Below are 19,696 nucleotides of genomic sequence, written 5' to 3'. Positions count from 1 at the left end.
CCACAGGATCTTCAGCGCCTATGAGATCGAGCGCCGCCCGCGCGGCGCTTCGCAGCACAAGGCTGCTCCTACAGTTGTTTCGTGCCAATTATTTATGGAACAAACAAGGCGGTCGCGCGCGTTGATACAGGCGTTACTGGACTTCAGAACCGCGTCACCACCCCCATCCGTACCGTCCGCCCGGGAGCCGGCATGAAGCTCTGCGCCAGCGGGTCCAGGTAATAGCGATCGGTCAGGTTCTGCAGCGAAACATTCACCTCGGTGTTCTCAAGCAGCGTGTACTTGAGGAACAGATCGAACAGCGCCACCGAGCGGTACTCGATCTGCGGCGTGGTAGCGCCGGTCTGCCAGGGCTTGTCGAGGGTACTGGTAGGCCCCGAGGTGTAGGTCACGCGTCCGCCTACCGTCAATGCTTCGTCGAAGAAACGCAGGCCAGTGGTCAGGTTGGCAGAGAACCGTGGTGGGTTTTGGGTGTTGGTGTAGGAGCCCATGTAGCTGCCCGGTGTGCAGTTTGGCGTGTCTTGGGTCTTCTGGTACGGGTTGGCGGTGGCGCGCAGTTTGCTGGCAAAGTCCGAGTCGCAGGTCTCGGTCTTGAGGTAGTAGGTGGCCGAGAGGTCAGCGAACACACGGCCGGCATCGTAGTTTGACTGCAGTTCAAGGCCGCGAGTGCTGAAGCTGTCGGTGTTGCTGAAGGTCATCTGCCCCCACAGGCCAGGGCTCGGGTCGTAATAGCGGGTAATGTAGTGCTTGATCTTGTTGTCGAAGAAGGCCAGCTTGATCGCGGCTGAGTCGTGATCGGTGAAGAGGTTGTCGCGCAAGGCGCTGACGCCGATTTCCCAGTTCTGCGAGCGCTCGGGCTTGAGGCTTTTGCCGGGGGTGACTTGCTGGGTGCCCTGGCTGGTCTCGAACAGTGACGGCAGGCGCAGGCCTTGGGTGTAGGTTACGTAGAAGTACGTGTCGGGCATCAGCTCGACATTGATGCCGAATGCCGGCGAAAAGCCGCCACCGCTGCTGCTGCCCTGCGGGGTATGGTCGTAGCCTGTGACCACGCTGCTGATGCCTTCGGGGCTGACCTGAACGCTGGTCGCGCCGAAGTCATTGAAGCGCACACCGTTGAATGGCTCGTTGCTGTTGCCGAAGACGATGCCATTGTTCAGCCGGGGGTCGGTGGCGTCGGTGTACTGGCCGTTCTGGTCGGGGAACCAGGTCATGCTGCCCCAGCCCTTGGGGCCACTCGCCGAGATGTAGCGCACGTCGCGATCTTCACGGCGGGCGGTGGCCAACACGGTATTGTCTTTGGTGCGGAAGTGGCTGTAACGGCCCCCGCCCCACAGGGTCAGTTGCTCGATCGGTTGGTACTCGAGCTTGCCGTTGAAGCTGAATTCCTGCCGCGAAGCATCGCGCAGGGTGCGGTTGGCATCGATGTCGTGCTGGGTGATCAGCACGCTTTTCTGCGGTTGCAGGTCTTCTAGCTGGAACGCGCCGCCCAGGTCAAGCTTGAAATCGCCATGGGCCGTTTCAAACCTGGCGACGTTGTTCAAGTCGCCACCGATACGGCGGTTGTCTTGGCGGGTCCAACTGCGGTCAGAACGAAACAGTTGGGAAACCGGCGCCGTCCATGCCGAACTCAACGAGCTGGTCTTGGCATCGGTCATCCACAGGTTGCTGGTCAGGTCGACCCACGGGTTGCCGGCGGGCAGGTAGTGGTAGCGTGCGGTGTAGGTATCGATCTTCACCTCGCCCAAGGGGTACTGATAAATACCGGCAGTACCGAAGCGGTAGATGTCTGAGGGCATGATCTCGGCAGTGTGCCCGTCGTAGCGGCGGTAGCCTAGGTCCAGGGTGTGATCGTCGGCTATCCGCCAGGTCGCCTTGAGCAGGTACGAGTCGGTTTTCGATGAGGAATTGAGTACTTCCTCGCCCGCGTTGTAGGTCATCGCCACGCTGGGCTGTTCACTGCCGTAATCGTTGTAGAGGCGGTAGCGGTCCTGGCCTTTCTTGCCAGAGAAGTAGTTGCCTTGGTTGCGGTGCGCGTAGGCCGCCACCAGATCCAGCTGTTCGGTTGTGAAGGCAAACGCGGCGCTGCCCGATTCGGCTTCAGAGCCGAACAGGCCGCCGCGGTTGTCGCGCGGAGGCGCCGACAGGCTTTCATCCTTGGAACTGGAACTGCGATGGGCGGGGGCTACGCCGTTGTCCCAGAGGTCACCCTTGAGGCGCACGCCAACCTGGTTGCCGTCGACCAGAATGTCCTGCACGCCGATCGTCTGCATTTCCACCGTACCGCCAATCGCTCCGGATTTGGTTGACGGCCCTTTGTTCACGGTCAGGCTGCTGATCAGGTCGGGGTCGATGTAGCTGCGTTGCTGCGTACCGCCATAACCGCGATAGACATCCAGGGCCTGCTCCGAACCATCGACCTTGACGGCTACCCGGTTCTGCCCCTGGATACCGCGAATGTTGACGTCGAGGGCGCCGCCGTTGCGGGTGTCACCGACTTGCACGCCCGGCACGCCGTTGAGCAGATCGCCCACGGAGACCCGGCCGAAGCGGTCGATCTGTTCGCTGCTCAGGTGCACCGATGAGCGTGGGGCCCGGTATGTATCCGCCTGAGGCCCTTGTGCGGCAGCGTCGACCATCGTCGGCGATAACTCTGCTGCGGCACGCGTTGTACCGCCCTGCGCCATCAGCACGTAGCTGCCGGTCGAGCTCGCCACCAGCTGCAGCCCGGTATTGGCCAGCAACCGCTGGATGCCCTCACTGACGGTGTACCGCCCCTTCAGGGCCGGCGCCGTGCGCCCGCGGGTCAAGTCAGGATCATAAGACACCAGCAGCCCGGACTGGCTGGTGAAACTGCCCAGCGCTGCGCCCAGCGGGCCTTTGCCAATGTTGTAGTCACGCGGCGTGGCATCGTCCAGGCGGGTTGCGGCGACCGCTGCCGTGCCAGAGCCCTGGGCCAGGGCCAGGCTGCTGTTCAGCAGGCCGGCGCCACAGCAACTGATCATCGTGCAACGCAGGGCGAAGGTGATGGGCGACAGGCAAAGTCGAGGGCGTGGAGCAGGTGAAGGACAACGTACTGGGAGCATGCTTTTCTCGCTCGTAGGGTGTGCGCCCACCACTGGCTGCGGGCTGTTACCTCCTCTGTCGCACGAGATCGAAAAAAGGATATGTGTGCAGGGCCACCGGCTGAATTTGCCGGTTCGGCCTTGTGATCTGCGCAATTCTAGTGATAATGGTTTTCATTTGCGACAGTCTGCACCGACTCAACCCACGATGAATGCGCCCTTCTCCCCGCCGAACAGTACCGAGCCGTGCAGCGTCGAGACGTTGTACATCGAGAATCACGCCTGGCTACGCAACTGGCTCGCATATCGGCTGAGGTCGTGGGGACGCGGGGTGGCCGATGACCTGGCGCATGACATTTTCCTGCGGGTGCTTACCAGCCGGGAGGGCGCGCAGGTCGAACCGATCCGTCAGCCACGCGCCTATCTGACCCGCATCGCCAATTGTGTGCTGGTCAGCTGGCGGCGCCGGCAGTCGCTGGAGCGTGCCTGGCTCGAGGCGTTGCAGTTGCTGCCAGAACCCGAGCACCCTTCGCCTGAACTGCAAAGCGTGATCCTCGAGACCCTGCACGAGATCGACACGCTGCTGGATACGCTGCGGCCCCGCGTGAGGCAGGCGTTTCTGATGGCAACGTTGGACGGCATGAAGCAGAAAGACATTGCCGTGGCCCTGAACATCGCGCTGCCGACGGTCAAGAAGTACATCCACGAGGCCTACCTGGCCTGCCTGACGCAGATGCCCGATGAATAACCGCACGGCCCCGCTTGACGATGCCATCCCCCAGCAGGTGCTGGCCCAAGCGGCCTCATGGCTGATGCTGATGCAGGAAGGGCCGCTGCTGCCAGCGCAACAGCGCGAACTGGAGCGCTGGCGGCGTGCCCGTGCTGAGCATGAACGGGCGTGGCAAAGGGCGCAGCGCCTGCTCACACGCCTGGGCAGCCTGCCTCCAACGCTGGCCAAGCAGACCTTGGATCGCCCGACAGGCAGGCGCGCCGTGCTGCGCGGGCTGCTCTTGCTGATCGGTGCCGCACCGCTCAGCTGGTGGGCATGGCGCTCAGGCATTGGCAACGATTACCAGACGTCTGTGGGCGAACGCCAACACGCACGGCTCGCCGACGGCACACAGATCACCCTCAATAGCGATAGCGCCGTGGATGTGCTTTTCAACAGCGCGCAACGCTTGCTGCACCTGCGCCGTGGCGAGGTGTACATCGCGACCGCTGCCGACCCACGCCCGCTCATGGCACGCACCCAGCAAGGCCAACTGCTCGCGTTGGGTACGCGATTCAGCGTGCGTCAGCTGGCCGATGAAACCTTGCTAGCGGTGTACGAAGGCGCCGTACAGGTTCGCCCGGAGCACGCCCGCGTGGCCCCTGGCGAAAACATCATCCGTGCTGGGCAGCAAGTCCGTTTCAGCCGCGAGCACATGGGGCTCATTGAGGAGGCCCGGGAGACCACCTTGGCTTGGCGCAACGGCTTGCTGGTGGCCGACGACATGCCAGTAAGGCTGTGGGCGCATGAGTTGATGCGCTACACCGACCAACAGCTTGAGTGCGACCCCGCGCTGGGTGAGCTGCGGGTGTCTGGCACATTCCCCATCGATGACTTGCCGCTGGCCTTGGCCATGCTGGCACAGACCTACACGCTGCAGGTTCGACACACCGGCAGGCACGTATTCATTAGCCGTTGATCAAAAGCAACGACCGAGCGAGATTCCCCGATGAGCAAAATGCCCCTGTACCTGGCCATGGCACTGGCCCTCGCTGCACCAGCAGCCCTGGCGCAACCGGCGCGCGATCAGAAAATGGACACGTCGCTGCTGCAGCGCCAGGACCTGGCCTATGGCTTCAGCCAGCATGACCTGGATTCGGCCGATGGCCAGCGCCATTACCGTCTATGGATTGGCAAGCCGAATCGCCCGGCGCCCGCGGCAGGCTACCCGGTGTTGTGGATGCTCGACGGCAACGCCGCGCTGGGTGCCCTGGACAGCGAACAACTGGGCAAGCTTGCCGCAGGCCAAGCCCCGTTGCTGGTGGCCGTGGGCTACCAGACCGACCAGCGCATCGAACGTGCCGGGCGAACGTATGACTACACCCCCGCACTGTCTGGGCAAGCGGAACAGCATGACCCGCTGACGGGCCAGCCCAGCGGTGGCGTGGAGGCGTTCTTCGACCTGCTGAGCCAGCGCATGCGGCCGATGATCGCCGCTGTAGCGCCGATCGACCTGCAACGGCAAACACTGTGGGGGCATTCCTATGGTGGCCTGGCGGTGCTGCATGCGCTGTTCACCCGGCCGGCCGAGTTCAGTGACTACGCAGCGGCCAGCCCGTCACTGTGGTGGCATGACGGGGCGATTGTGCGGGAAGCCCAGGGGCTGCAGCAGCGCTTGGGTGGCAGCCGCCCAAAGCTGGTGCTGATGCGCGGTGGCGATGAGTCGTCGAACCCGCGTGCGGCGGTGAAAGGCGACGCGGAGCGGCCAGCGCGGGAACTGGTGGCGGACCTGGCCAAGGTGCCTGGGTTGCAGGTGCGCTTCGAGCGGTTCGAGGGGTTGGGGCATGGGCCGATGTTGCCGGCCTCGCTAAAACACGTAATTGAAGGGATGTCTCGGTAAACCGGCCCCGCGAAGAGGCCGGCCCGGTCACCCCTTCACACACACCACCTGGCGCAACGTGTGCACCACCTCCACCAGGTCGCGGCACGGCCTGCTCGATCGCCGTGCGTAAACCGTGCAGGTTGTCGGGCAGGTCGCGGGCATGCAGCGAAGTCCGCGCGGCGATCATGCCACAGCCGATGTCCACGCCAACGGCGGCGGGGATGATCGCGCCAACGGTGGGGATCACGCTGCCGATGGTCGAGCCCTTGCCCAGGTGCACATCCGGCATCACGGCCAGGTGCTTGAAGATGAACGGCAATTTGGCCGTGTTCAGCAACTGCTGGCGCGCTTCGTCTTCGATCGGCACGCCGTCGGTCCACAACTTGATCGGCTTGCCGACGGCGACCTGGAGAATGTCCATGCTGTCGATTCCGAATAGAACGTGCCTGCCATGATACCGCCGATGCTCGCCTAAGGTCTTAGCCAGGCGGGTTGCCAGCAGGGTGGCTCTGTGGGGTATGCTTGCCGGGTCTTCAGGGCGGGGTGTAAGTCCCCACCGGCGGTAAATCGAAAGATGAGCCCGCGAGCGCCCCGGCCATGCCGGGGGTCAGCAGATCTGGTGAGACTCCAGAGCCGACGGTCATAGTCCGGATGAAAGAAGGCGTCAGGCAGGGGCCATTCGGGCGCCCCTGCGCGCGCGTTTTGTTCGCCCCGAGACGTTCATCGATCATTTACGAGGAGCGTTTCATGTCCCCTATGCTGCAAAAGCAATACCCCAACATTTCTGCCGCCATCGCCGCCTTCCAGGCCGGGCGCCCCGTACTGCTGCTGGACGACGATGACCGCGAGGACGAAGCGGACATCATTGCCGCCGCCGAAAACATCTCGTTGCAAACTATGGCCATGATGATTCGTGACTGCAGCGGCATCGTTTGCCTGTGCCTGGACGAAGCAACCGTGGACGCCCTGCAACTGGCGCCAATGGTGCAGAACAATCAGGCGCGCCATGGCACCGGGTTCACCGTCACCATCGAGGCGGCGCACGGCATCACCACCGGCGTTTCGGCGCAAGACCGTGTCACCACCATCGCTGCGGCGCTCAGCTCGACGGCCGAGCAACGGCATATCGTCAGCCCTGGGCATGTGTTCCCGCTGCGCGCGCGCAATGGTGGTGTGCTGACCCGCCGTGGCCATACCGAAGGCTCGGTCGACCTGGCGCGCCTGGCCGGGCTGCGGCCGGCAGCGGTGCTGTGCGAGCTGATGAACCCCGACGGCAGCATGGCGCGTGGGGAGCAGGTGGCGGTGTATGCGCGGCAGTACAATATGCCGGTGCTGACCATTGAAGAGCTGGCGCGGTACCGCGAGGCGATGGTGGAGCGCGAAGCGGCTACGGCTTGATGACTTAAGGAAGATGGCGGCACGCACATCGAGCGCCGCGCGGGCGGCGCTTCGCAGCACAAGGCTGCTCCTACAGCTGGTTCGGGCCAGTCACGCCTGTGATAAAGGCGATCACGCGCGTTTGCCGCAGGAATAATAGGCCCGAAAAAATGTAGGAGCAGCCTTGTGCTGCGAAGCGCCGCCCGCGCGGCGCTCGATCACGAAGGCGCAACAACTATCACGCCCGACCTCTTAGCCCTTCCCACACAAGTTTGCTCCCCCTGCCCCGCTCTGCTAGTGTCGCGCCGTTCAGAACGCCACCGAGACAGTCGCCATGGCCCGCAAAAAAGCCTCCCTCGATTTCGAGCAATCCCTCGCAGACCTGCAAGCCCTGGTCGAGCGCCTGGAGAACGGCGAGTTGTCGCTGGAAGATTCGCTGGCCGCCTTCGAGCAAGGCATCGCCCTGACCCGCGATTGCCAGGGCGCACTGGCCCAGGCTGAGCAGAAGGTGCAAATCCTTCTGGAACGCGACGGTGAGCTGGCAGCCCAGCCCTTCGACGCGGAGCCGGAAGCATGATCAGCACCTACCAGGCCAACTGCCAGGCCCGCGTCGACGCCGCCCTAGAACCGCTGTTTCAAGCGCCTACCAAAGAACTCGAGCGCCTCTACGCCGCCATGCGCTACAGCGTAATGAACGGCGGCAAGCGTGTACGCCCGCTGCTCGCCTACGCGGCCTGCGAAGCGCTGGGTGCACCTGCCGAACAGGCCAACGGTGCAGCGTGCGCGGTCGAATTGATCCACGCGTATTCGCTGGTGCATGACGACCTGCCGGCGATGGATGACGACGACCTGCGTCGCGGCCAACCGACCACCCACAAAGCCTTCGACGAAGCCTGCGCCATCCTCGCCGGTGACGGCCTGCAGAGCCTGGCCTTCAGCGCCCTGCTCGACCCGCGCCTGAGCCCACAGTCCGACGCCCTTCGCCTGGCCATGGTCCAGGCCCTGGCCAAGGCTGCCGGCCCGGCGGGCATGGTCGGCGGCCAGGCCATCGACCTGGGCTCGGTGGGCATCAAGCTGGACCAGCAGGCGCTGGAATTCATGCACCGGCACAAGACCGGCGCACTGATCGAAGCCAGCGTGCGCCTGGGCGCCCTGGCCAGCGCCCGTGCCGAGCCGGCGCAGCTGGATGCCTTGCAGACCTACGCTCAGGCCATTGGCCTGGCGTTTCAGGTACAGGACGACATCCTCGACGTAGAAAGCGACACCGTCACCCTGGGCAAACGCCAGGGTGCCGACATCGCCCGAGACAAACCGACCTACCCGGCCCTGCTTGGCCTGGCGGCCGCCAAGGCCTATGCAATCGAACTGCGCGACCAGGCGCTGGCCGCATTGCAAGGGTTTGGTGAAACTGCCGAGCCGCTACGGGCGTTGGCGCGCTACATCGTCGAACGCCGCAACTGATTCAACGGGGCCGCCATGCGGCCCATCGCCGGCAAGCCGGCTCCCACAGCAAAACGATGGACGTGTGGGAGCTGGCTTGCCGGCGATGGGCTGCAAAGCAGCCCCGTGCTACCCCCTCTCAATGGGCACTTTTCCCACAATGGGGTAAACTGCCGCGTCTTCACACCTATAACGACTCGCCTGATGCCCACGACGTTTCAAGAGATCCCCCGCGAACGCCCGGTCACGCCGTTGCTCGACCGCGCTGACACGCCTGCCGGCCTGCGCCGGCTGGCCGAAGCCGACCTGGAGACCCTGGCCGACGAGTTGCGCCAGGAACTGCTCTACACCGTGGGACAGACCGGTGGGCATTTTGGCGCCGGCCTGGGCGTGATCGAGCTGACGATCGCCCTGCACTACGTCTTCGACACCCCGGACGACCGGCTGGTGTGGGACGTCGGCCACCAGGCCTACCCGCACAAGATCCTCACCGGCCGCCGCCAGCGCATGCTCAGCCTGCGCCAGAAGGACGGCATCGCCGCCTTCCCGCGCCGTAGCGAGAGCGAGTACGACACCTTTGGCGTCGGCCACTCCAGCACCTCGATCAGTGCAGCGCTGGGCATGGCCATCGCCGCCCGCCTGCAGAACAGCGCACGCAAGTCGATCGCGGTGATCGGCGACGGCGCCCTGACCGCCGGCATGGCCTTCGAGGCGTTGAACCACGCCCAGGAAGTCAACGCCGACATGTTGGTGATCCTCAACGACAACGACATGTCGATTTCGCGCAATGTCGGCGGCCTGTCCAATTACCTGGCCAAGATTCTCTCCAGCCGCACCTACGCGAGCATGCGCGAGGGCAGCAAGAAGGTGCTTTCGCGCCTGCCAGGCGCGTGGGAAATCGCCCGTCGCACCGAGGAATATGCCAAAGGCATGCTGGTCCCCGGCACCCTGTTCGAAGAACTGGGCTGGAACTACATCGGCCCGATCGACGGCCACGACCTGCCGACCATGATCGCCACCCTGCGTAACATGCGTGACCTCAAAGGCCCGCAGTTCCTGCACGTGGTGACCAAGAAGGGCAAAGGCTTCGCCCCGGCCGAGGTCGACCCGATCGGCTACCACGCCATCACCAAGCTCGAGCCTGCCGACAAGCCCGCCGCGCCGAAAAAACCCAGCGGGCCCAAGTACTCCGCCGTGTTCGGCCAGTGGCTGTGCGACATGGCCGCCAGCGACAATCGCCTGGTTGGCATTACCCCGGCGATGAAGGAAGGCTCCGACCTGGTCGACTTCAGCGAACGCTACCCGGAGCGCTACTTCGACGTGGCGATTGCCGAGCAGCACGCAGTCACCCTGGCGGCGGGCATGGCCTGCGAAGGCAGCAAGCCGGTGGTGGCGATCTATTCGACGTTCCTGCAGCGCGCCTATGACCAGCTGATCCACGACGTGGCGGTACAGAACCTCGATGTACTGTTCGCCATCGACCGCGCCGGCCTGGTGGGTGAAGACGGCCCGACCCATGCCGGCAGCTACGACTTGTCGTACCTGCGCTGCATCCCCGGCATGCTGGTGATGACCCCGAGCGACGAGAATGAACTGCGCAAGATGCTCACCACCGGCCACCTGTACAACGGCCCGGCGGCAGTGCGCTACCCGCGCGGCACCGGCCCCAACGCACCGATCAGTGGGGACCTTACGCCCCTGGAGATCGGCAAGGGCGTCATCCGCCGCCAGGGTGAGAAAGTCGCCCTGCTGGTATTTGGCGTGCAGCTGAGCGAAGCCTTGCAAGTTGCCGAGCAGATCAACGCCACGGTGGTCGACATGCGCTTCGTCAAGCCGCTGGACGAGGCACTGGTACTCGAATTGGCGGGCAGCCATGAACTGCTGGTGACTATCGAAGAAAACGCCATCATGGGCGGCGCAGGGGCTGCCGTGGGTGAATTCCTGGCTAGCCAGGCCCTGGTCAAGCCACTGCTGCACTTGGGCTTGCCGGACATTTATGTCGAGCATGCCAAGCCGGCGCAGATGCTGGCTGAGTGTGGCCTGGATGCTGCTGGCATCGAGGCTTCGGTTACAGCGCGTATGGCCAAGCTCGGCTTGTAACCCCTGGGGCCGCATTGCGGCCCATCGCCGGCAAGCCAGCTCCTACAGGTATTGCGCTGAACCTGAGAACAGCGAGGTACCTGTGGGAGCCGGCTTGCCGGCGATTGCCATGGTAATGCCTATGAAGACTCCAACCCTTGCTGCGACTTTGCTGTGCCTGCCGCTGCCGCTTCTAGCCGCTGAACGCGACGACGCCCTGAAACTCCCCGATGTGCTGATCAGCGCCAACCGCCAAGTCGAGTCGCGCACCGCCACCAGTGCCGCCAACACCGTCTTCACCCGCACCGACATCGACCGCCTGCAACCCAGCAGCGTCACCGACCTGCTAGCCCGCGTCCCCGGCGTGCAAGTCGCCCCCACGGGGGGTCGCGGCAGCCTGCCCGGCATCTTCATCCGCGGCACCAAGGCAGCGCAAAGCCTGGTACTGGTCGATGGCGTGCGCATCGCCAACGCCACCTCCGGCGACAGCGGCCTGCAATTTCTCGACGTCGACCAGATCGAGCGTGTCGAAGTACTGCGCGGCTCCCGCTCGGCGATCTACGGCAGCGACGCCATTGGCGGCGTGATTCAGATCTTCACCCGGCGCAGCAGCGGCCCTGGACTGCAACCGCGCCTGCGCCTGGCTGCCGGCAGCAATCAGACCTTCCAACGCAGCCTGGGCCTGGCCGGTGGCGACGGCGCTACCCGCTTCAACCTGGGGGCTAGCCTGGACGAAACTGTCGGCATCGACGCCACCGGCCCGTCCTTTGCCAGCGATGGAGATCACGATGCGTACCGCAACAAGTCATTCAACCTGAGCCTCAGCCACACCTTCGGCGAACGCTTCGAGGCCGGCCTCAACCTGCTCGACAGCCATGGGCGCAGTGAATACGACAACCCGTTCGGTGGCTTCAACCCGGTCACCTTCGAAAGCTTCGGGCAAAAGCCCTACACCGATTTCAGCGTCAGCAGCCTGGGCACCTACTTCGATGCCCAGCTCAATGACACTTGGCATTCGCGCGTGGAGCTTGCCCACAGCGAAAACCGTGACGACAAGCGCGACAAGCTCAGCGACGAGCGTTTCGTGTTCAACACCTATCGTGATCAACTCACCTGGCAAAACGACCTGGTCTTGAACGACCAGCACACGCTGCTGATCGGCGGGGATTGGTACGAAGACCGCGTGCACGGCAGCACTGACTTCACCGAAGACAGCCGCTGGAACCGCGCCGCCTTTGCTCAACATCGGTACCGGGGTGAGCAGTTTTCCACCGAGCTGGGCGTGCGCCGCGACCAGAACCAGCAGTTCGGTGGCCAGACCACCTGGAGCGGTAGCCTTACCGTGCCAGTGAACGCGACCAACGATGTGCTGCTGTCCTACAGCGAAGGCTTCCGAGCGCCGACGTTCAACGACCTGTATTACCCAGCATTCAGCAATCCAGACCTGAGCCCAGAGCACTCCAAAAGCTACGAACTGCAATGGCGCAGCCAGCTCACCTCGGACAGCCGTCTGGAGACGTCGCTGTACCGCACCGACCTGCGCGACGCGATCATCTTTGGCCAGGACTCGATCCCGCGCAACGTCGCCTCGGCGCGCATCAACGGCGTTGAGCTGTCCCTCGACCAGCAATGGGGCGCATGGCGCAGCCAGCTCGGCCTGGCGCTGATCGACCCGCGCGACCGCGACAGTGGCCATACCCTCGCCCGCCGCGCTCGCCGTACCCTGAGCCTGGACCTGGACCGCGAATTTGGACGGTTCAGCGTGGGCGGGAGCTGGCAAGCCGTCAGCGCCAGCTACGATGACGAAGCCAACCGCAATCGGCTCGCCGGCTTTGGCCTGCTCGGCCTGCGCGGTAGCTGGGCGGCAACGGATGAACTGAAACTGGAAGCGAAGCTGGACAACCTGCTGGACCACACCCACAGCCGCGCCCTGTACAGCTATGAAGGCGGCAGCCACAGCTACCGCGAAGAAGGCCGCACCGTGCTGTTCAGCGTCACCTGGACGCCGGCGCTTTAGCTTCGAGCAACGCGCATAAGCGGGCAGTGGCCTCGATCATCTGCCCACTGGGCCGTTCCAGGCCTTTGTCAGGCACGACCAGTAAGCGCTCATCAGCCACCGCACGCAGGCGTGGCCAGGCTCTCCAGCTGTTCAACTGCGCCTGATCGCCTGCCAGAATCACCTGCGGGTCTTGCAACAGTACGGACTCCACGCTCACCTGAGGGGCTGGCTGGTTGAGGTCGGCGAACACATTACGCGCGCCACATACGGCCAGCGCGTCGCTGACCACCTGCCTGCCACCCAGGGTGTACAAGGGTTGGTCCCAGACTTGGTAGAACACGCGCAGCGGCTGCTCACGGCGATACTGCTGGCGCAGTTGCCGCAGCCTGTCACGCAGGGCCTGAGCGTATTGCTGGCCCTGCCCTTCGCGGCCGACGCGCTGGGCGATGGCCTCGATTTGATCAATCAACTGGTCGATATCGTGGGGTTCGGCGCTGAAGGTGGCGATGCCCAGGCGCTTGAGCTGGTCACGCTGTGCTGGCGCCACACTGCCGGGCCACAACAGCAACAAGTCAGGCTGCAAGCTGAGCAGACGCTCCATGTTCAGTTGGCCTTGGCGGCCGACAGACGGCACCTCACGCAATGCTGGCGGGCGATCACCGCCGTCGAGCACGCCGACCAGCAGGTCATCGGCGTGCAGCTCAAGCATGATTTCGGTCATCGAAGGCGCCAGGCTGACTACGCGCAGCGGCTCGCCAGCGCTGGCGCTACAGGCGCACAGCGCCAGCAGCCAGAGAACGATGCGCATCAGCCCAGCTGACGTGGGATGCGGTACAGGTAGAGCACCACCACGGTGGACAGCGCCAAGAGGATTTGCGGCACGGCCTCCAGCCCCACCAGCACCGACAGCGCGGCAACCCAGGCGGGGAAGCAGGCATACAGCATGGCGATGCGCCGCACCCGCGCCAGCGTGATCCAGGCTGCCGGCTCTTCGGTGCTGCCGAGCACCTTGGAGGTCGCGATCAGCGCACGCTTGTAGGCACCAAAGCGCGGCAGGCTAAGGAACATGGTCGCCGCACCCGCGATGAACAGTGGCATGGCCAGCACCGGGATCAACGCATCACCGCCACCAAACGCCCAGGCCATCACCGGCAGCGGCACCAGGCCCACCGCCAGGTATTGCCACCAGGCCAGTGCCAGGCGCCGCTTGACCTCGGCGCGGGTCACGCCTGAGGCACCTCACCCTGGTGTTCGTTGCCCAGCATGTGGCCGAGCTTGCCAGCTTTTGTCGCCAGGTAGTAACGGTTGTGCGGGTTATGGCCGGTGTGCAGCGGCACGCGCTCGGCGACGACGATGTTCATGTCGGTCAGTGCCTTGACCTTGCGCGGGTTGTTGGTCATCAGGCGCAGGGATTTCACACCCAGGTGTTCGAGCATCGGCAGGCAGATGGCGTAGTCACGCTGGTCGGCAGCGAAACCCAGGCGCTCGTTGGCTTCGACGGTGTCGGCACCACCGTCCTGCAGCTCATAGGCGCGGATCTTGTTCAACAGGCCGATGCCACGGCCTTCCTGACGCAGGTACAACAGCACACCACGGCCTTCACGTGCGATGGCCTGAAGGGCGGCTTCCAGTTGCGAACCGCAGTCGCAGCGCTGGCTGAACAGGGCATCGCCGGTCAGGCACTCGGAGTGCAGGCGCCCCAACACCGGTTCACCGTCAGCGATATCACCCAGGCTGAGCACCACGTGCTCACGGCCGGTGGCTTCTTCGAGGAAGCCATGCATGGTGAAAGTCGCAAAGGGGGTCGGGAGTTTAGAGGCGGCAACAAAGACGACGGGCACGTTGTGCTCCTGAAATAAGTAGTAAATTTCTCGTGGGGCGATTGTATCAGCAGGTCGGCGCCAGTGCGCTGGCTGAATACCGCGGTTTAAGATCGAAAAGTTCGATGCTTATTTTTCCGCTCCCCTGTAGGAGCAGCCTCGTGTTGCGAAGAGGCCATCTGGCGCATCACCGATCGTTGCGCTTGTCACCAGCCTCTTCGCATCACAAGGCTGCGCCTACAGCGGCTTGCTGTCGGCAGTGAAGGGATACGGCTGCTTCCAGTGCTCGAAAATCGGCTTCAATTCACCACTGCGCACCAGCTCGGCCATGCGCTTGTCGAACAGCTCCCGCAGTGCCTTGGCCTCATCGTTATTGGCGAACGCCAGGTACAACGGCAGTTCGGCGACATGGCTTTTACGAAAGCGTGCAGGCTCCGACGCCTGGCCAAGCACGTAGTCGACCTCGGTCAGCGCATCGATGTAGAAGTCCACACGGTCGTGTTCGAGCATCGGCAGAATGCCTTCACGGCGCTGGATCTCGCGGTAGTCATGGGCATTGGGCAAGTAGCTGGCGTAGTCGTAGCCACGCACCCAAGCCAGGCGATACTGGCCAACCGTGCTCGGCGTAGGCACCGGCTTGCTGGCCAGCCCCAAGGCATAGATGTGGTCCATATCGAAGTGCCAGCGCGGATAGAGATTATCCTTGCTCTCGCCCTTGTAGGAGCCTACCCAGGCATCAGCTTCGCCACGCTTTACCAGCCCCACTGCACGGCTGTAGGGCGCGCTCTGGGTAACGACCTTGACCCCGGCCGGCTCGAACACCTTGCGCAGCACATCCCAGGCAACCCCGGTACCGTTGGCGTTGGTGTAGTCGAGCCATTCTTCGCTGACCAGATGGACCTGCTTCGGCACACCTTCGGCCGCCCCCACCCAGGGAGCACAACCCAGCAGCATTGCCAACAGCACAGTCCTTATGGCCATTCACGCGCTCCCTGCCTCAGGCAACCGCCCACACCAGAACTTGCATGCCCAGCCAGGCGAACACGCCGGCCAGGATATCGTCGAGCATGATCCCGACCCCTCCATGCACATGGCGGTCGATCCAGCGAATCGGCCACGGTTTGAGGATGTCGAAGAAACGGAACATCAGGAACCCTGCCAGCAACCATTGCCAGCCTTCTGGCACCAGCCAGAGGGTGATCCACATGCCGACCATTTCATCCCAAACAATGCCTTCATGATCGTGAACGCGCAAGTCATTGGCGACCTTGCCGCACAGCCAGAAGCCAAACAGCATGGTAATGCCCAGCAGCAACCAATAGCCCCAATCCGGCAGCATCTGCCACAGCGGAATGAAGGGTATGGCCACCAGCGAACCCCAGGTGCCCGGTGCCTTGGGCAAGGTGCCGGAACCGAAGCCGAAGGCGATGAAGTGCCAGGGGTTGCGCCAGACCGAGGGCGGAACGAACTCCGCAGGCACCTGATTGGGGTGATCGGTCACGGTGTCTCCCTAAAATGTTGATAGCCGCGTTGCCGCGGGGTGATGTCCTGGCCCTGCCGGTCACGCAGGCTGACGCCCTGACCTTCGAGCACTCGCCCGATGACATGGAACGTCGCCTGGCCTTGGGCCTGCAGGGATGAAAGCTGAGCCGGCGGCAAGGTGAACGCCAGCACATAGTCGTCACCCCCGGTCAAGGCAGCCTGCACGGCAGCCTCCTGACCGAGGAAGCCCTGCAAAGCGGATGACACCGGTACCTGGTCCAGGTTCACCTCAAGCGCCACGCGGGACGCCTTGGCGATATGCCCGCAGTCGGCCAGCAGGCCGTCGGAAATATCCAGTGCGGCCGTAGCACGCCCGCGCAACAACTGGCCCAAGGTGAATTGCGGCGAGGGCGACCAGTAGTGGTCGAGCAACGGCTGGGCAAGGGCAGCATCAGCCTGGCGCTCGCCCAGGACCAGCGGCAAGGCGCCCGCAGCGTTGCCCAGTTCACCCCCCACACACAGCAGGTCACCCGGGCGGGCACCGCCACGGCGCAACGCCTGTCCAGCCGGCACGCGGCCGAACACGGTCAGGGTGATGCTTAAGGGGCCGCGGGTGGTGTCACCGCCAATCAGGCTCAACTGGCACTGCCGGGCCATACGGTTGAGGCCGTCAGCGTAGGCTTGCAGCCAGTCGGCGCTGACCTCGGGCAGGGTCAGGGCAAGGGTGAAGCCGATGGGGGTAGCGCCCATCGCCGCCAGGTCACTGGCCGCCACGGCCAGCGAGCGCTGGCCGAGCAGCAAAGGGTCGCAGACCGCAGGGAAATGCACGCCGGCCACCAGGGTGTCGGTGGACACCGCCAGTTGCTCGCCAACAGGCAAATCCAGCAGCGCGCAGTCATCACCGATGCCCAGGGCCACGCCTTCACCGCCTTGCGCACAGGGCGCGGCGGCAAAGTAATGGCTGATCAGCTCGAACTCACCCATGGTCCGCCAGCGCCGGGATCAGCGCTTGTTCGCCTTGACTTCCGCTTCGCGCAGCGAAGGGGCGAGCTTGTCCAGCACGCCGTTGACGAACTTGTGGCCGTCGGTGGCACCGAAGACCTTGGCCAGCTCGACACCTTCGTTGATCACGACACGGTACGGCACATCGGCGCGCATCATCAGTTCCCAGGTGGACAACCGCAACACAGCCAGTTCAACTGGGTCGAGCTCTTCCAGCGCGAGCGCCAGGCAAGGCTTCAGGGCCGCGTCGATCTCGTCCTTCTTGGTCGGAACCCCATGCAGGATTTCGCGGAAGTAGGCGCCATCGACATCGGTGAAATCGTTATCGACCCGGAACTGCGCTTCGATCTCGTTCACCGACTGACGCGCCATGTGCCACTGGTACAGCGCCTGAGTCGCGAGCTTGCGGGCTTCGCGGCGCTTGGCGCTCTTCGAGGGCTTGCCGGCATCCGCAGGTTTTGGATCGCGCGGGTTGAAACGATCGCTTTCGTCGCTAATCACTTGGCCTCCAACTGCGCCAGCAGACTGACCATTTCCAGAGCGGACAGGGCAGCTTCAGCACCTTTGTTGCCGGCTTTGGTGCCGGAACGCTCGATGGCCTGCTCGATGGAGTCGACGGTCAGAACGCCGAAGGCCACCGGAACACCGAACTCCATGGACACCTGGGCCAGGCCCTTGGTGCATTCGCCCGCCACGTATTCGAAGTGCGGGGTACCACCGCGGATCACGGCGCCCAGGGCGATGATCGCGTCGTACGCGCCTTGCTGGGCGACCTTCTGTGCCACCAGCGGGATTTCGAACGCGCCCGGGGCACGGATGATGGTGATGTCGCTTTCGCTGACACCGTGGCGTACCAGGGCATCAACGGCACCGCTTACCAGGCTTTCGACGACGAAGCTGTTGAAGCGGCCAACCACCAAAGCATAGCGACCTTTGGGGGCGATGAAGGTACCTTCGATGGTCTTCAGGGTCATTCCGATGTTCTCATCTTCAAGAGCGAGGCCGCTCGCTGGCGGCCTCGGGAGGGTTTGGACTCGAGCGTGAGGGCGCAGGCGCCGTCTCAAGTCACTCGGAGGGCACGTATTCTACAACTTCCAGATCGAATCCGGATATCGCATTGAACTTCATCGGCGAACTCATCAGGCGCATCTTGCGCACACCGAGGTCGCGCAGGATCTGCGAACCGGCGCCGACGGTGCTGTAGGTGGTCGGTGCCTTGGTCGGTGCATCGCCCGCGCTTTCGCGGATGTGCGCCAGCAGCACGTCGCCGTCCAGCGGGTGGCCCAGCAGCAACACCACGCCGCTGCCGGCCTCGGCCACGGCAGCCATGGCCGCACGCAGGCTCCAGCGGCCCGGCTGCTTGACCAGCAGCAGGTCGCGCAGCGGGTCCATGTTGTGCACGCGCACCAGGGTCGGCTCTTCGGCGCAGATCTTGCCCAGGGTCAGGGCCATGTGCACGTCGCCTTCCACCGCGTCGCGGTAGGTGACCAGGTTGAACTCGCCCAATTCGCTTTCGACCGGCTGCTCGGAAACGCGCTGCACGGTACGCTCGTGGATCATGCGGTAGTGGATCAGGTCGGCGATGGTGCCGATCTTCAGGCCATGCTCGGCGGCGAACACTTCCAGCTCGGCGCGGCGCGACATGGTGCCGTCATCGTTCATCACTTCGCAGATCACGCCGCTCGGCTCGAAGCCTGCCATGCGTGCCAGGTCGCAGGCGGCTTCGGTGTGGCCGGCACGGGCCAGGGTGCCGCCCGGCTGGGCCATCAGCGGGAAGATGTGGCCCGGGCTGACGATGTCTTCGGCCTTGGCGTCCTTGGCCGCGGCCGCTTGCACGGTACGCGCGCGGTCGGCAGCGGAAATACCGGTGGTGACGCCTTCGGCGGCTTCGATCGACACGGTGAACTTGGTGCCGAAGCCGGACCCGTTGCGCGGCGCCATTAGCGGCAGCTTCAGCGTTTCGCAGCGCTCACGGGTCATCGGCATGCAGATCAGGCCGCGGGCGTGCTTGGCCATGAAATTGATGTGCTCAGGCAGGCAGCACTCAGCTGCCATGATGATATCGCCTTCGTTTTCGCGGTCTTCGTCATCCATGAGGATGACCATTTTGCCCTGGCGGATGTCTTCGACCAGTTCTTCGATGCTGTTGAGCGCCACTCGGCACCCCCTTCTCAATCAGGATTTCAAGAAGCCGTTGGCGGCCAGGAAGCTTTCGGTAATGCCACTGCCCTTGCTCGGTTCGGCCGCCTTGTCACCCAGCAGCAGACGCTCCAGGTAACGGGCCAGCAGGTCGACCTCAAGGTTGACCCGACGACCTGCGCGGTAGTCGGCCATGATGGTTTCGGACAGGGTGTGCGGGACAATGGTCAGCTCGAATTCGGCGCCATTGACCTCATTGACCGTCAGGCTGGTGCCGTCGACGGTGATCGAACCCTTGTGGGCGATGTACTTGGCCAGCTCCTTGGGTGCACGCACGCGGAACTGGATGGCGCGGGCGTTATCGCTGCGCGAGATGATTTCGCCGACACCGTCGACGTGGCCGCTGACCAGGTGACCGCCCAGGCGGGTGGTAGGGGTCAGGGCTTTTTCCAGGTTGACCTTGCTGCCGCTCTTGAGGTCGATGAAGGCGGTGCGCTTGAGGGTCTCGACGCTGACGTCAGCCCAGAACCCATTGCCCGGCAGTTCGACGGCGGTCAGGCACACGCCGTTGACGGCGATGCTGTCGCCAAGCTTGACGTCACCCAGGTCGAGCTTGCCGGTCTCGACGTAGACGCGCACGTCGCCGCCCTTGGGGGTCATGCTGCGAATGGTGCCGATGGATTCGATGATGCCGGTGAACATGGG

19 protein-coding genes, 1 pseudogene and 1 riboswitch are annotated in these 19,696 nt (G+C 64.1%); of the genes and pseudogenes, 8 read left to right on the top strand and 12 right to left on the bottom strand.

The features are described from left to right. Positions 1 to 143: 143 nt before the first annotated feature. Complete coding sequence (locus tag LOY53_RS02800; RefSeq protein ID WP_408981365.1) at positions 144 to 3,002, bottom strand: TonB-dependent receptor domain-containing protein; 2,859 nt, start codon at positions 3,000 to 3,002, stop codon at positions 144 to 146. A 268-nt stretch (positions 3,003 to 3,270) separates the two neighbouring features. Between LOY53_RS02800 and LOY53_RS02795 the strand changes: the two genes are divergently transcribed. Genes LOY53_RS02795 through LOY53_RS02785 form a run of 3 tightly spaced genes read left to right on the top strand, consistent with a single transcriptional unit; the run spans position 3,271 to position 5,671 of the window. Beyond that, positions 3,271 to 3,810 carry a sigma-70 family RNA polymerase sigma factor gene (locus tag LOY53_RS02795; protein ID WP_258703567.1) on the top strand — a complete coding sequence of 180 codons (540 nt, stop codon included), beginning with the start codon at positions 3,271 to 3,273 and terminating at the stop codon, positions 3,808 to 3,810. Next, complete coding sequence (locus LOY53_RS02790) at positions 3,803 to 4,750, top strand: FecR domain-containing protein (protein WP_252826567.1); 948 nt, start codon at positions 3,803 to 3,805, stop codon at positions 4,748 to 4,750. Before LOY53_RS02795 ends, LOY53_RS02790 begins: the two co-directional genes overlap by 8 nt. Before the next feature lie 30 nt (positions 4,751 to 4,780). After that, positions 4,781 to 5,671, top strand: a complete 891-nt coding sequence (locus LOY53_RS02785) for an alpha/beta hydrolase (RefSeq protein WP_258703566.1) — start codon at positions 4,781 to 4,783, stop codon at positions 5,669 to 5,671. An 82-nt stretch (positions 5,672 to 5,753) separates the two neighbouring features. Here the strand turns inward: LOY53_RS02785 and LOY53_RS02780 are convergent. Further along, positions 5,754 to 6,083 (bottom strand): annotated as a pseudogene (locus LOY53_RS02780) (RtcB family protein); the annotation flags it as partial. Between the two features lie 95 nt (positions 6,084 to 6,178). Next, positions 6,179 to 6,320: riboswitch (FMN riboswitch) on the top strand. A gap of 80 nt (positions 6,321 to 6,400) precedes the next feature. Between LOY53_RS02780 and ribB the strand changes: the two are divergent. From ribB to LOY53_RS02755, 5 genes are all read left to right on the top strand, one after another. Continuing rightward, entirely contained in the window at positions 6,401 to 7,051 is a 651-nt protein-coding gene (gene ribB, locus LOY53_RS02775) for a 3,4-dihydroxy-2-butanone-4-phosphate synthase (protein ID WP_252826565.1), read from the top strand. A 313-nt stretch (positions 7,052 to 7,364) separates the two neighbouring features. Next, positions 7,365 to 7,607, top strand: a complete 243-nt coding sequence (locus LOY53_RS02770; protein ID WP_027594918.1) for an exodeoxyribonuclease VII small subunit — start codon at positions 7,365 to 7,367, stop codon at positions 7,605 to 7,607. Further along, positions 7,604 to 8,491 (top strand): (2E,6E)-farnesyl diphosphate synthase, encoded by an 888-nt coding sequence (ispA, locus tag LOY53_RS02765; protein ID WP_258703565.1) that lies wholly within the window; start codon positions 7,604 to 7,606, stop codon positions 8,489 to 8,491. The genes LOY53_RS02770 and ispA overlap by 4 nt, the downstream gene beginning before the upstream one ends. 183 nt (positions 8,492 to 8,674) lie before the next feature. Continuing rightward, entirely contained in the window at positions 8,675 to 10,570 is a 1,896-nt protein-coding gene (dxs, locus tag LOY53_RS02760; protein WP_238212975.1) for a 1-deoxy-D-xylulose-5-phosphate synthase, read from the top strand. A gap of 121 nt (positions 10,571 to 10,691) precedes the next feature. Then, positions 10,692 to 12,566, top strand: a complete 1,875-nt coding sequence (locus LOY53_RS02755) for a TonB-dependent receptor domain-containing protein (RefSeq protein ID WP_258703564.1) — start codon at positions 10,692 to 10,694, stop codon at positions 12,564 to 12,566. On the opposite strand, the gene LOY53_RS02750 is transcribed toward LOY53_RS02755, so the two are convergent. From LOY53_RS02750 to LOY53_RS02705, 10 genes are all read right to left on the bottom strand, one after another. Beyond that, positions 12,544 to 13,356 carry a cobalamin-binding protein gene (locus tag LOY53_RS02750; protein ID WP_252826563.1) on the bottom strand — a complete coding sequence of 271 codons (813 nt, stop codon included), beginning with the start codon at positions 13,354 to 13,356 and terminating at the stop codon, positions 12,544 to 12,546. The two genes, LOY53_RS02755 and LOY53_RS02750, sit on opposite strands and share 23 nt — an antisense overlap. Then, positions 13,356 to 13,775, bottom strand: a complete 420-nt coding sequence (locus LOY53_RS02745) for an MFS transporter (RefSeq protein ID WP_252826562.1) — start codon at positions 13,773 to 13,775, stop codon at positions 13,356 to 13,358. The genes LOY53_RS02750 and LOY53_RS02745 overlap by 1 nt, the downstream gene beginning before the upstream one ends. Then, a complete protein-coding gene (gene ribA / locus LOY53_RS02740) occupies positions 13,772 to 14,389 on the bottom strand; it encodes a GTP cyclohydrolase II (RefSeq protein WP_027594912.1) in 618 nt (205 codons plus the stop codon). Before ribA ends, LOY53_RS02745 begins: the two co-directional genes overlap by 4 nt. Before the next feature lie 216 nt (positions 14,390 to 14,605). Continuing rightward, positions 14,606 to 15,349 (bottom strand): ABC transporter substrate-binding protein, encoded by a 744-nt coding sequence (locus tag LOY53_RS02735; protein WP_252826561.1) that lies wholly within the window; start codon positions 15,347 to 15,349, stop codon positions 14,606 to 14,608. Between the two features lie 16 nt (positions 15,350 to 15,365). Next, positions 15,366 to 15,869 (bottom strand): phosphatidylglycerophosphatase A, encoded by a 504-nt coding sequence (locus LOY53_RS02730; RefSeq protein WP_027594910.1) that lies wholly within the window; start codon positions 15,867 to 15,869, stop codon positions 15,366 to 15,368. Further along, entirely contained in the window at positions 15,866 to 16,834 is a 969-nt protein-coding gene (gene thiL / locus LOY53_RS02725; protein WP_252826560.1) for a thiamine-phosphate kinase, read from the bottom strand. The genes LOY53_RS02730 and thiL overlap by 4 nt, the downstream gene beginning before the upstream one ends. Positions 16,835 to 16,852: 18 nt before the next feature. Beyond that, complete coding sequence (nusB, locus tag LOY53_RS02720; RefSeq protein WP_099428217.1) at positions 16,853 to 17,353, bottom strand: transcription antitermination factor NusB; 501 nt, start codon at positions 17,351 to 17,353, stop codon at positions 16,853 to 16,855. Continuing rightward, positions 17,350 to 17,826, bottom strand: coding sequence for a 6,7-dimethyl-8-ribityllumazine synthase (ribE, locus tag LOY53_RS02715; RefSeq protein WP_003255395.1), 477 nt, complete (start codon positions 17,824 to 17,826; stop codon positions 17,350 to 17,352). The genes nusB and ribE overlap by 4 nt, the downstream gene beginning before the upstream one ends. Positions 17,827 to 17,917: 91 nt before the next feature. Then, positions 17,918 to 19,009: a bifunctional 3,4-dihydroxy-2-butanone-4-phosphate synthase/GTP cyclohydrolase II gene (gene ribBA / locus LOY53_RS02710; protein ID WP_012270288.1), complete on the bottom strand. Its 1,092-nt coding sequence runs from the start codon at positions 19,007 to 19,009 to the stop codon at positions 17,918 to 17,920. 18 nt (positions 19,010 to 19,027) lie between these two features. After that, positions 19,028 to 19,693 (bottom strand): riboflavin synthase, encoded by a 666-nt coding sequence (locus LOY53_RS02705; RefSeq protein WP_027594907.1) that lies wholly within the window; start codon positions 19,691 to 19,693, stop codon positions 19,028 to 19,030. Positions 19,694 to 19,696: the final 3 nt, after the last annotated feature.

Origin of the sequence: Pseudomonas sp. B21-031 (assembly GCF_024748985.1) — a bacterium.
Classification (GTDB): domain Bacteria; phylum Pseudomonadota; class Gammaproteobacteria; order Pseudomonadales; family Pseudomonadaceae; genus Aquipseudomonas; species Aquipseudomonas kermanshahensis.
Note: the sequence above shows the minus strand (reverse complement) of the source record. Positions and strands in the feature narration are given on the sequence as shown.

What these genes read in the sequence shown, in the direction of transcription:
- LOY53_RS02735 (WP_252826561.1), bottom strand. Translation starts at nt 15,349, where the DNA reads ATGGCCATAAGGACTGTGCTGTTGGCAATGCTGCTGGGTTGTGCTCCC.
- LOY53_RS02790 (WP_252826567.1), top strand. Translation starts at nt 3,803, where the DNA reads ATGAATAACCGCACGGCCCCGCTTGACGATGCCATCCCCCAGCAGGTG.
- LOY53_RS02800 (WP_408981365.1), bottom strand. Translation starts at nt 3,002, where the DNA reads ATGATCAGTTGCTGTGGCGCCGGCCTGCTGAACAGCAGCCTGGCCCTG.
- LOY53_RS02750 (WP_252826563.1), bottom strand. Translation starts at nt 13,356, where the DNA reads ATGCGCATCGTTCTCTGGCTGCTGGCGCTGTGCGCCTGTAGCGCCAGC.
- LOY53_RS02705 (WP_027594907.1), bottom strand. Translation starts at nt 19,693, where the DNA reads ATGTTCACCGGCATCATCGAATCCATCGGCACCATTCGCAGCATGACC.
- ispA (WP_258703565.1), top strand. Translation starts at nt 7,604, where the DNA reads ATGATCAGCACCTACCAGGCCAACTGCCAGGCCCGCGTCGACGCCGCC.
- ribE (WP_003255395.1), bottom strand. Translation starts at nt 17,826, where the DNA reads ATGACCCTGAAGACCATCGAAGGTACCTTCATCGCCCCCAAAGGTCGC.
- LOY53_RS02770 (WP_027594918.1), top strand. Translation starts at nt 7,365, where the DNA reads ATGGCCCGCAAAAAAGCCTCCCTCGATTTCGAGCAATCCCTCGCAGAC.
- LOY53_RS02785 (WP_258703566.1), top strand. Translation starts at nt 4,781, where the DNA reads ATGAGCAAAATGCCCCTGTACCTGGCCATGGCACTGGCCCTCGCTGCA.
- LOY53_RS02795 (WP_258703567.1), top strand. Translation starts at nt 3,271, where the DNA reads ATGAATGCGCCCTTCTCCCCGCCGAACAGTACCGAGCCGTGCAGCGTC.
- dxs (WP_238212975.1), top strand. Translation starts at nt 8,675, where the DNA reads ATGCCCACGACGTTTCAAGAGATCCCCCGCGAACGCCCGGTCACGCCG.
- LOY53_RS02755 (WP_258703564.1), top strand. Translation starts at nt 10,692, where the DNA reads ATGAAGACTCCAACCCTTGCTGCGACTTTGCTGTGCCTGCCGCTGCCG.
- thiL (WP_252826560.1), bottom strand. Translation starts at nt 16,834, where the DNA reads ATGGGTGAGTTCGAGCTGATCAGCCATTACTTTGCCGCCGCGCCCTGT.
- ribB (WP_252826565.1), top strand. Translation starts at nt 6,401, where the DNA reads ATGTCCCCTATGCTGCAAAAGCAATACCCCAACATTTCTGCCGCCATC.